General features: G+C 33.3%; 10 protein-coding genes. 3 read left to right on the plus strand and 7 right to left on the minus strand.

Going from position 1 to position 10945, the window contains the following annotated elements; translation table 11 throughout:
• Window positions 1-62: 62 nt before the first annotated feature.
• Window positions 63-566: an SMI1/KNR4 family protein gene (locus tag B0A66_RS08310; protein WP_089049395.1), complete on the plus strand. Its 504-nt coding sequence runs from the start codon at window positions 63-65 to the stop codon at window positions 564-566.
• Between the two features lie 58 nt (window positions 567-624).
• On the opposite strand, the gene B0A66_RS08315 is transcribed toward B0A66_RS08310, so the two are convergent.
• From B0A66_RS08315 to B0A66_RS08345, 7 genes are all read right to left on the minus strand, one after another.
• The gene (locus tag B0A66_RS08315; RefSeq protein WP_026982672.1) at window positions 625-942 is read right to left on the minus strand and encodes a 2Fe-2S iron-sulfur cluster-binding family protein; all 318 of its coding nucleotides are present in this window, start codon (window positions 940-942) and stop codon (window positions 625-627) included.
• A 57-nt stretch (window positions 943-999) separates the two neighbouring features.
• Window positions 1000-1485: a hypothetical protein gene (locus B0A66_RS08320; protein ID WP_089049396.1), complete on the minus strand. Its 486-nt coding sequence runs from the start codon at window positions 1483-1485 to the stop codon at window positions 1000-1002.
• Between the two features lie 215 nt (window positions 1486-1700).
• Window positions 1701-1940 carry a NifU family protein gene (locus B0A66_RS08325; protein WP_026982674.1) on the minus strand — a complete coding sequence of 80 codons (240 nt, stop codon included), beginning with the start codon at window positions 1938-1940 and terminating at the stop codon, window positions 1701-1703.
• Window positions 1941-2049: 109 nt separating this feature from the next.
• A complete protein-coding gene (locus B0A66_RS08330) occupies window positions 2050-3177 on the minus strand; it encodes an Mrp/NBP35 family ATP-binding protein (protein WP_089049397.1) in 1128 nt (375 codons plus the stop codon).
• Window positions 3178-3478: 301 nt separating this feature from the next.
• A complete protein-coding gene (locus B0A66_RS08335; RefSeq protein ID WP_089049398.1) occupies window positions 3479-5908 on the minus strand; it encodes an ABC transporter permease in 2430 nt (809 codons plus the stop codon).
• Between the two features lie 134 nt (window positions 5909-6042).
• Window positions 6043-6750 carry an ABC transporter ATP-binding protein gene (locus tag B0A66_RS08340; RefSeq protein WP_089049399.1) on the minus strand — a complete coding sequence of 236 codons (708 nt, stop codon included), beginning with the start codon at window positions 6748-6750 and terminating at the stop codon, window positions 6043-6045.
• A gap of 47 nt (window positions 6751-6797) precedes the next feature.
• Window positions 6798-8045: an efflux RND transporter periplasmic adaptor subunit gene (locus tag B0A66_RS08345; protein WP_089049400.1), complete on the minus strand. Its 1248-nt coding sequence runs from the start codon at window positions 8043-8045 to the stop codon at window positions 6798-6800.
• A gap of 155 nt (window positions 8046-8200) precedes the next feature.
• Here B0A66_RS08345 and B0A66_RS08350 point away from each other — a divergent pair, with 155 nt between their 5' ends.
• Complete coding sequence (locus B0A66_RS08350; protein ID WP_089049564.1) at window positions 8201-9547, plus strand: sigma-54-dependent transcriptional regulator; 1347 nt, start codon at window positions 8201-8203, stop codon at window positions 9545-9547.
• Window positions 9548-9549: 2 nt separating this feature from the next.
• On the plus strand, window positions 9550-10875 hold the full coding sequence (locus B0A66_RS08355; RefSeq protein ID WP_089049401.1) for a sensor histidine kinase: 1326 nt from the start codon (window positions 9550-9552) through the stop codon (window positions 10873-10875).
• The last annotated feature ends 70 nt before the right edge of the window (window positions 10876-10945 follow it).

Below are 10945 nucleotides of genomic sequence, written 5' to 3' on the forward strand. Positions count from 1 at the left end.
GTAATTACGGTTTTTTTATGTCTAAAAAAGCCATAATTTAGCTACTCTAAAAAGTATATGAGATGAACTTCGATCAGTATAAAGTAATACCGAATTACCAAACGCATAAAACAGATTTATTTCTTGCAGAAGAAGAGGATATCCTGGCTTGCGAAAAAATCTTAAATATTATTCTTGAAGATGATTATAAAGAATATGTTTTAAATTTTGGAAGCGGAATTTTAGGTGGTACCTATGTTCGAATTTACTTGCCGGAAACCATAATATTAACCGTTGCAGCATGGAAAAACCGTATCGCTGAATATTGGTTTTGGGATGAAGGAAAAGAAGTGCTAACGAAAGAAGAGGTTCTGGACTCCGTTAGAGTTGGAGATACTTTTGATGGAGATGAAATTATATATTTCAAAAAGGAATACTACATTTTACCACGACATAGTGAAATGATCTACAAAGCAGGAAAAACACTTGAAGAAACGATAACCTGGTTATGTTCTTCCGGAATTTTGACAGAAGCATTTTCTGAGCGTGATTTCGAGCCTTTTGATCCAATGGATATAAAGGAATAAGTGCTAAATCAAGACATAAAAAAAGCGAGAACTAAATTGTTCACGCTTTTTTTATGATTTAATATTCTGGAGCCAGTTCAAGTTCCAGTCCTTCTAACTCTGTAGTAATTGGGATCTGGCAGCCTAAACGACTATTTGATTTAACATAAAACGCTTCTGAAAGCATGGCTTCTTCTTCATCTCCCATTTCCGGTAATGCAACATCATTAAGAACGTAACACTGGCAAGAAGCACACATGGCCATTCCTCCGCAGGTTCCTTCAACAGGAAGTTCATATGCTTTGCATAATTCCATTATGTTCATCGCCATATCAGTAGGAGCTTGTAATTCGTGTATAACTCCTTCTCGATCTTTAATCTTTATTAATACATCCATTTTTATTTGGAATTTTTTTGGTAGGATTTTATAACGTGAAAAAATCCTGAATTAAAATTAACTGGTTGGTATTACGCCAAAAGCAAATACTCTTGCAGGATTATCTTTCGCATATACTTTAACACCAACAAGATTACCATTTTTTTCTAATAATGTTATTATTGCTACAATAGAATAATAATCTCTCTCTCCCTGAAATACTAAATTTCCTTCGTAAGTTGAATTTACTACTCCTTGTTTATCTGTTGTTACAGACATTTTTCTTGGACCTAAAAATTCAGCAGTGCTATAGGTAGCCTTATCAGCAAATTTAGCTTTTCCTTCGCAAAGATCAGACAAAAAATCATAGTTGCCTATTCGTAATCGACCTTCTGGTTCATTAGAATTACTTGAAAAAACAATTTTTCCTTTATATGAATAGTCAGTCCATTCTTCTGATTCGCCATAATACGCTTTGTTTACTACTGAGGTTTTTACACCTGTTTGTGCATAACTGGTGCCGAAGGCAAGAAATAATAAAATAAGAGCGTAGAAATTCTTCATAAGTTTAAGATTTTAGAGGTTATGTCGCAAATTTAAGTTAAATATGTAACAATATCCCAACTATATCTCTTAAATCTTTGTATTATTTTTTGTGAAAATCGCAAAAAGCAATCGATTTTTAATTGATTTTTGAATTATTCTGAAATAAAACACAATACAGGTTAATATTCTTGTTAAAACATGCTTGAAAGAAAATCTAAGTAAATATTATCACATTACATGATATTTACTACAGTTTCTATCTGAGGTGCGTATTTTTTAATAGTGGTTTCAACACCAGCTTTTAATGTCATCTGATTTACACTGCAGCTAATGCATGCTCCTTCAAGACGCACTTTGACATGTTTGTCATCATCTATTGAAATAAGCGTAATGTCTCCACCGTCAGAATTTAAAAAAGGTCTGATTTCGTCTAGAGCCAATAATACGTTGCTTGTTAATTCTTCTGTTGTCATAATATTTAATGTATCAATGAGAATTAGATAATTAGAGAATGTGTCAATTAGAAAGTTAAATTACCTAATTAAGTCATTTTCTAATTATCTAATTGCCTCAATTATCTAATTATTTTTTTACCGCTGAACAACCTGCCATAGTTGTAATTTTAATAGCTTCTGTAGCCGGTAAGCTTTCGTTTCTGTTTACAGTTTCCTGCACAACGTTTCTGGTAATTTCTTCAAATACAGTCTCTATAACCGAAGCAGTTTGCAAAGCAGCAGGACGACCATAATCTCCGGCTTCACGAATAGATTGCACAATTGGAACTTCTCCTAAAAATGGAACATTTAAATCTTGAGCAAGGTTTTTTGCTCCTTCTTGTCCAAAGATATAATATTTGTTTTCAGGTAGCTCCTCTGGTGTAAAGTACGCCATGTTTTCAATGATTCCCAATACAGGCACATTGATATTATCCTGAAGGAACATAGCAACTCCTTTTTTAGCATCTGCCAAAGCAACTGCTTGTGGAGTACTCACAATCACAGCTCCGGTGATTGGTAATGATTGCATAATCGAAAGGTGAATATCTCCAGTTCCAGGAGGTAAATCGATTAACATAAAATCTAATTCTCCCCAATCTGCATCAAAAATCATTTGGTTCAATGCTTTTCCAGCCATTGGACCTCTCCAGATTACAGCCTGACTTGGTGAAGTAAAGAATCCGATTGAAAGTATTTTGATTTCATAACTTTCAACAGGTTTCATTTTAGATTTTCCGTCAACTGTGATTGAAATTGGTTTTTCATTTTCAACATCAAACATGATTGGCATAGAAGGTCCGTAGATATCGGCATCTAAAATACCAACAGAGAATCCCATTTTTGCAAGTGTTACAGCAAGGTTTGCGGTAACAGTAGATTTTCCTACTCCACCTTTTCCGGATGCAACTGCAATAATATTTTTAATTCCAGGAATAGCACGACCTTTTATTTCGTTCTTTTCAGGAGTTTCAACTTTAATGTTGACTTTTATTTTTGCGTCAGCTGATACTAGTTCAAGAATCGTTTTTTTAATATCATCTTCAGCTCTTTTTTTAATGTGCATTGCAGGCGTGTGTAAAACTAAATCTACGACTACTTCATCACCAAATGTTAGTACATTGGCAACAGCACCACTTTCAACCATATTTTTTCCTTCGCCAGCTATAGTGATAGTCTCTAAAGCTTTAAGAATTTCTTTTCTATCTAATTTCATTTTTATTGTAGTGTTTTATTGATGAAACTTGTTTTGAAGTATTATCTTTATTTAAACTCGTTTCGGATTGCAAAGATAACAGTTTAAGTTCGGATTCTGATGCTTTTTGAATCGTATTTATCGATATAGAGATTATTCAAAATGATACTATTGGCTTTTTTATAAGATCAGATTCTATAGAAAATAGGTTGCTCAGGGTTTTAAATTAAATAGGAAGGAAGTAAAAAGTTGGATTTTCCAAAAAAAAGAAACCCGCCAAAATCATAGTTCTGACGGGTTTTAAAAAAAATGGTCTACAAGTTTATTCGTATTTTAAATATTTTAGAATATCAATTTTAGTTACCTGATAGGCTTTTGCTAAAACAATAATCAAGGTTAGTATTATAAGAGAAACCAATGCAATGCCAAAAGGAACAGCAGAAATATTAATTCGGAATGCAAAATCTTCTAGCCATTTCTGTAATAAAATATAAGCAGGAACAATACCGATTAAAAATCCCAAGACACAAAAAATAATATATTGTTTTGATAATTCTTTTAGTAAAGTATCTGTCTCTGCACCCAATGTTTTTCTAATTGCAATTTCTTTTAGTCTTCTTTCCATCGAAAATGATGCTAAAGCAAATAATCCAAAAACCGCAATGATGATCACAACAAGATTCAGAATAAAGAATAAGTTTTTTTGTTTTACCTGCTCTTCATAGGTTCTCGCAAATCCTTTATTTACAAATTCATAATCAAAAGGATAATCAGCATTGACATTTGCTGCCCAGTATTTTTTTAATCCGGCTAATGTTTCGGTTAAATTATTTGGCGAAACTTTTACAAGAACATTATTAAAGTTATTCCATTTTAATGTTTTAAGATTGATAAAAACCATTGGAGGTACTTTTTCATGCAATCCCACGATATTAAAATCCTTTACAACTCCCACAATTTTATATTTCAATGGACCATTTTCATTGCCCCAGCCCGATGTTATAATCGTATTAATTGGGTTTTTTAGGTTTAATGTTTTAACGAGCGTTTCATTCATCAACATATTACTTACCGTATCTGATGCAAATTCAGTCGATAGATCACGTCCTTGTACTATTTTGATTTTCATCATTTCAAGAAAACCAAAATCCATTTCAACATTTCTGGGCTGTACAAATATGCCATTGTGTTTAAATCCTGAACTAGAACTTGTGCTGCCGCCAAACGTACCAGCAAAGGCGGAAACATCCAGAACGCCGGGTATTTTTTTAATTTCTTGTTTGGCAACTGTATATTGCTCTGTTCTCTTTTTTCGATCTGCTTTGTTAAACGGAATTGAGATTACCTGATCACCACTAAATCCAAGGTCTTTCTTCATCATATAATCAACCTGAGAATTTACAATCAAAGCACCAATAATAAAGAAAGCTGCAATTCCGAATTGAAAGATAAGCATCGAATTTCGAATCCAGATACCGCTTTTGCTTCTCGAGAAATTTCCTTTTAAAACTTTTAGTGTTTCAAAATTTGAAATGTAAACAGCAGGGAAAATACCCGCAAAAATGATCACTAATCCAAAAATCATTATAAGCTGCAGGTAAAATTCACCCCCATTCATTGTCAATGTTTTGTTCAAAAAGTTACTGTAATACGGCAATGAAAACTCTACGATAGCAAGAGCAAACAAAATAGCCAGAATTACAATTATAGCCGTTTCAAAGATAAATTGCGTTACAATTTGGTTTTTTGTAGCCCCAACAATTTTGCGAACCCCAACTTCTTTAGCACGTTTTATGGCAGATGCTGTTGCTAAATTGCTATAATTTACGACAGATAAAACAAGAATTAGGAGAGACAAACCTCCCATGATATACAACAACTTTAGGTTGCCGACACCTTCAGGATAATTACGTCCGGCTGAACTTTTGGTACCATGCAAACGAGATGTCTTTAACTGATCGAGAATAACCGTGATTTGTCCATTTTCTTTAATATGCTGTTCTACAGTCATACCGCTTTCTTTCGCATCCTTAACCGTTCTGTTTACAAAATTTACATTTTGCATTTTCTTTAAAACAACAGCAGCGCTGGCATCTTTTTTAATTTTTACCAGTAAACCATAATTAAAATTTCCCCACGCGTTTAAGTCGAATTCTCTTTTTACATTACTGAACACATAAGTCGGTTGTATAGAAGAAGGTTTTATAATGCGATAAACAGACTTAATAGTATAATGGTCATTGTTGTATGAAATAGATTTTCCGATTGGATCTTCATTCTGAAAAAGCAATTTTGCCTGTTCTTCCGAGATCGCAACACTATTTTTTTCTTTTAAAATATTTTTATTCGCACCTTTTAAAATCTCGAAAGGAAAAAAATCAAAGAAATTTTCATCGCTTCCCATAATATTTTTAGCCAGTACTTTTTTGTCCTGATATTTGATAACATCCTCATCGTACCACGTATTAAAGAAGCAGATGGATTCAATCTCAGGAATTGTTGCTTTACAGGTTTCTCCAAACGGAATCGAATTAGATGCCCAGGTATCGCCCGTAGAGCCAATTTTGTTAAGCGACATATAAATCCTTTCTTTATTCGGATTCCATTGGTCGTAAGCGTTTTCGTTGTTCCAATATAAGATCGCAAAAATTACGCTGGCAATCCCAATGCTCAATCCTAAAATATTTAGGAATGAAAAGAGTTTGCTTTGTTTTAAGTGATAAATAAATATTTTAAACCAGTTAGAAATCATGGCGTATTAGTTTAGTTATGGTTAGTTATTTTTTGGTTTTAAAGCTCATTTTACTTTAAAAAAGAGCAATAATATTGCAAACAAACCCTACCAGAGCCAAGATTGCAGTAATTATAAATTTGATCATTTTGTAATTATTTAGCGTCCATAAAAACATCAACGTTGCGTTGATTTAATTTTTCAGAAAGTATAATTCCGTCTTTCATGTGAATCGTCTTTTGAGAAAAAGAAGCATCATAGTCAGAGTGGGTAACCATCAGGATCGTAGCTCCTTTTGCATGCAGATCAGTTAAAAGTTCCATAACCTCATTACCGTTTTTACTGTCCAGGTTTCCGGTTGGCTCATCGGCAAGGATAATCTTAGGATCGTTTACTAAAGCTCTTGCAACGGCAACCCTTTGTTGCTGACCACCCGAAAGTTGTTGTGGATAATGTTTCAAACGATGCGAAATATTCAATTTCTCCGCAATCGCTTCAATTTTTTGTTTTCTGTCCGCTGCTTTTACGTTGTTGTATAATAGTGGTAATTCGATATTATCATAAACAGAAAGTTCGTCGATAAGGTTAAAATTCTGAAAAATGAATCCAATGTTTTCTTTACGAACCTGAGCTCTTCCTTTTTCTTTTAAATTGATCATTTCCTGATCTAATAACTTATAGCTTCCCGTAGAACCACTGTCCAAAAGACCAATAATATTCAGCAATGTTGATTTTCCACATCCAGAAGGTCCCATAATGGTAAGGAAATCTCCTTTTTTAATTTCTAATGAAATTCCGCTCAATGCAGCTGTTTCTACTTCTTCAGTTCTAAATACTTTGGTTAAATTTTGTATTGTTATCATAATTTTTAAGAATTAGTGTTGTTATCGTTTTTTGATTGATGATTGTTTTACTGGGGATTATTAATTGATAATTCTTCAATGTCTTTATAGTCTGTGTAAGAAGAGGTAATAACAGATTCTCCTTCTTTTAATCCGTCTAATACTTCGTAATATGATGGATTTTCTCTTCCTAATTTTATATTTCTTCTTTCGGCTTTATTTCCTTTTACCACAAAGATCCATTTTCCGCCTGTTTCCTGATTGAATACTCCTTTTGAAAGTACCAATATTTTATTTCTTTCAGATAAAACCAGTTTCACACCAAAGCTTAAACCATCCTGTAATACGATTTCTTCTTTTGAAGTAAAAGCCAATTCTACCGTAAAACGCCCGCTTTTTACTTCCGGAATTACTTTGGTAACCAATACTTCAAGCGTTTTTCCTTTAAATTCAACCTGACCTTTCAAACCTTCACGAATTTTTTCTAAATAGAATTCATCAACTTCTGCTGCTAGTTTGTATCCTTTTTTAGAATCGATTTTTCCAATACTTGCTCCTGCCTGAAATGTTTTTCCTAATACCGGCTCAAAAGAAGTCAATCTTCCGCTTTCCGGAGCAGTAATCAAAAAGTTCTTTTTGTTGTTTCTTAAAATCTCCAGACTTTTTTCCATTGTCTGAATCGAACGGTTGATTTGAGAAATCTGCAATTGATTCGATTGTTTTTCTTTTTGAATGCTTTGCTGAATTGTTTTTTTACGTTCCTCCTGAAAACGAAGACTTTCCTTAAACGTATTCCAGTCATTTTTAGAAATTACATCCTTCTCGAATAATTTAGAGTTCATGTCATATAATCTTTTAGCATCGTTATAATCATGCTCGATTAACACATAATCTTTAGTCATATTCAACTCCTGATTTCTGATGTTCAATTTTCCGGTATTCAGATTATTGATTTGCTCAATGATAGCCGTTTCCTGTGTTAGATAATTTAGTTCTGTATTAGGATTGTACAAACGAGCCAAAGATTGTCCTTTGGTAACCATTGCACCATTTTCGACAAAAATCTCTTTCACAGATCCTCCTTCGGTAACATTTACCAGCATTACGTTCAACGGTTCAACTTTCGCCTGAAAGACAACGAAGTCTTCAAAAAAGTCTGTTTCTACTTTTTGAATCGAAAGTTCATCTGCTTTTACATTCAGACTTCTTTTAGAATTGAAAGAAAAAAAGAGAATTGTGCTCAATACTAAAAAAACTCCAATTGCTATTGTGAGATATCTAAATTTTCTATTTTTACGAGGAATTGCTTTGTCCATTTCTTTAATAATTTACTGATCAATAGGTAAATACTGTGCCATAAAATTCATTTTTTATAAAGCATTGATTTTAAAGAGGATTTGAAAACAGACCCAAAACAAGAGTGTTCGATAATGAACAGTTGACCGTTCGATATCGTACAAAAAAAGACCACATGAGAAAAAAACAAGCCCAGATTTTAGTTGTTGACGATCAGGAAGAAATTCTTTTTTCGGCAAAAATGATTCTCAAAAAACATTTTGAAAACATTTTCACAGAAAATAATCCTAAGAAAATCATTTCCATTTTGAGTGAAAATGAAATTAATGTGGTTTTATTGGATATGAATTACAGAATTGGGTTTGAAGATGGGCGCGAAGGAATTCATTGGCTCAAAGAAATCAAAACGCTTTCGCCTAACACCATTGTGATTTTGATGACGGCTTACGGAAAAATCGAAACGGCTGTCGAAGGTATAAAAACAGGTGCTTTTGATTATGTTCTGAAGCCTTGGAACAACGAAAAACTACTCGAAATAATTGACAGAGCGGTTGGGGAAAGCCGAAAAAACAGTAAAAAAGTTCCTGTCGAAACTATAGAGAAAAAATACTTTGTGGGTAATTCACAAAAGATAAAACAAGCCTATTCTATCGCAGAGAAAGTAGCGAAAACAGCTGCTAATGTGTTGATTTTGGGCGAAAATGGAACTGGTAAATATGTATTTGCTGAATTTATTCATCAAAATTCGACGAGACAAAATGAACCTTTTGTACATGTAGATTTAGGTTCTCTGAGTGATAATTTATTCGAAAGCGAGCTTTTTGGATATGCAAAAGGTGCTTTTACCGATGCTAAAACTGATACCGCAGGCAGATTCGAAACGGCACAAAACGGTACCATATTTCTCGATGAGATTGGTAATATTCCGCTTCATCTTCAGGCAAAATTATTACATGTTTTACAAACCAAAACGCTGACACGATTGGGAGAAAGTAAACCTCGTCCGCTAAATGTCCGTGTAATTGCCGCTACCAATAGTGATATCAAAACCGAAGTAAAAAATAAAACTTTTCGAGAAGATTTGCTGTACCGCATTAATACAATGGAAATAAATTTGCCTCCGTTACGCGATCGAAAAGAAGATATTGTTCCGATGGCGCATTTTGTTTTAGATCAGATAGTAGAGAAATACGATCAGGGGAACTGGCATTTTGATGACAATGTAGCACAATATTTAGAACGTTATCCCTGGAAAGGAAATGTTCGCGAGATGGAAAACAAAATTGAACGCGCCCTGATTTTAGCAGAGAACAACACAATTTCATTAACCGATTTGGATATTCTTGATTTCGAAGAAATTCAGGAAAATGATGATAATCCGTTATCTGAATTAGAGAAAACGGCAATCGAAAAAACATTGCTGAAAAATCACGGAAATATCAGTAAAACTGCCGAAGAATTAGGCTTGTCAAGAGCGGCTTTGTACAGAAGAATTGAAAAATACGATCTTAAAAACAACTAATAATGAGAAATCCGAAATTTTATAATGCGATGTTTTTAAGGGTTTTATTCGGTATGCTGCTCCTGCTGGTTTGTGCTTTACTGATTTTTAAGACATTTTATTACAATGCATTTCTGGTGGGTCTTTTTGTTATAATAATGTTGGTAGAAATGTATTTTTATTTAAGAAAGCAATTGCAGTTTTACGATAGAACCTTGAATTCGATTTTGAAAGATGATTTTACGACTAATTTTCCGGAAGAAAATAAGAAAGACAATTTCAAGAGTTTGTATGTGTTGTACGAAACTTTAAAAGAACGACAACAAGATAAGACCTCAAAGGAATTACTTTATCAGTCGCTACTAAACAACATTGATACATCGGCATTGATTTTAGAAAAGGATGGAGACGATTGGAACATCTTTTTAATGAACGATTGTTTCTCGAACTTATTTAAAGTTCCAAAAGTAAGTCATTGGAAATATCTTAAAAACTATTTGCCTTCGTTGTGTGAGGAAATTGAACAGACTAATTTCACGGAATTAAAATCGGCTATTTCTATAAAAATAGAAGAGCAGGATTTGCAAACTTTTGTATTGCAGACTTCGCGAACCCAAACCTATAATAAAGAGTATTTCATTGTTTTATTAGACAGTATTCAGCGTGTAATTGAGAAAAAAGAAAAAGAAGCGTGGATTAATCTAATGAAAATTATTTCACATGAATTAATGAATTCTTTAACGCCAATTAGTGCGCTTTCGCAGAATTTACTTCAAATTATCGATCAGGAAACTCTAGAAGAAGATGATTTTGAAGACATCAAAAGCAGTATTTCGACAATTGTAAATAGAACAGAGCATTTGCAGACTTTTGTAGATAATTACCGAAAATTGACCATGTTGCCAACACCAACCAAACAAATGACACCTATAAATGCGTTGTTTGATGATTGTTTGCGCATTATGAGTCCGATTTTGAAGACAGAAAAGATCGAAGTAGTCAATGAAATTCATAGCTCGCGTTCTATTCTAATCGATAAAAACCAAATGGAGCAGGTTATTATCAACTTGATTACCAATAGTATTTATGCTTTGAAAGATAAAAACGAAAAGAAAATGTTTGTCTCTAGTTATACCGAAAATAACCGCTTTTTTATTGTTATTGCAGACAATGGAAACGGAATCGATAAAGAGATTCAGGACAAAGTATTTTTGCCTTTTTTCACTACAAGAAAAGACGGTGCAGGAATTGGTTTAACGCTTTCTAAAAATATCATCGAAGCACATGGTGGTTATTTGAGCTACCAGACAGATGAAGATAAAACGAGTTTTGTGATTTGTTTGATTTAATGAAGTTACATAAGTTCATATTTAATCTCACGCAAAGTCGCGAAGTCGCAAAGAAAAACTTAAAAGAAAA

The sequence above is a fragment of the Flavobacterium hercynium genome (assembly GCF_002217285.1).
Lineage (GTDB): Bacteria > Bacteroidota > Bacteroidia > Flavobacteriales > Flavobacteriaceae > Flavobacterium > Flavobacterium hercynium.

Bases quoted from the DNA above. Each gene is read 5' to 3' on its own strand.
- B0A66_RS08310 (WP_089049395.1), top strand. From the start codon at position 63: ATGAACTTCGATCAGTATAAAGTAATACCGAATTACCAAACGCATAAA.
- B0A66_RS08315 (WP_026982672.1), bottom strand. From the start codon at position 942: ATGGATGTATTAATAAAGATTAAAGATCGAGAAGGAGTTATACACGAA.
- B0A66_RS08320 (WP_089049396.1), bottom strand. From the start codon at position 1,485: ATGAAGAATTTCTACGCTCTTATTTTATTATTTCTTGCCTTCGGCACC.
- B0A66_RS08325 (WP_026982674.1), bottom strand. From the start codon at position 1,940: ATGACAACAGAAGAATTAACAAGCAACGTATTATTGGCTCTAGACGAA.
- B0A66_RS08330 (WP_089049397.1), bottom strand. From the start codon at position 3,177: ATGAAATTAGATAGAAAAGAAATTCTTAAAGCTTTAGAGACTATCACT.
- B0A66_RS08335 (WP_089049398.1), bottom strand. From the start codon at position 5,908: ATGATTTCTAACTGGTTTAAAATATTTATTTATCACTTAAAACAAAGC.
- B0A66_RS08340 (WP_089049399.1), bottom strand. From the start codon at position 6,750: ATGATAACAATACAAAATTTAACCAAAGTATTTAGAACTGAAGAAGTA.
- B0A66_RS08345 (WP_089049400.1), bottom strand. From the start codon at position 8,045: ATGGACAAAGCAATTCCTCGTAAAAATAGAAAATTTAGATATCTCACA.
- B0A66_RS08350 (WP_089049564.1), top strand. From the start codon at position 8,201: ATGAGAAAAAAACAAGCCCAGATTTTAGTTGTTGACGATCAGGAAGAA.
- B0A66_RS08355 (WP_089049401.1), top strand. From the start codon at position 9,550: ATGAGAAATCCGAAATTTTATAATGCGATGTTTTTAAGGGTTTTATTC.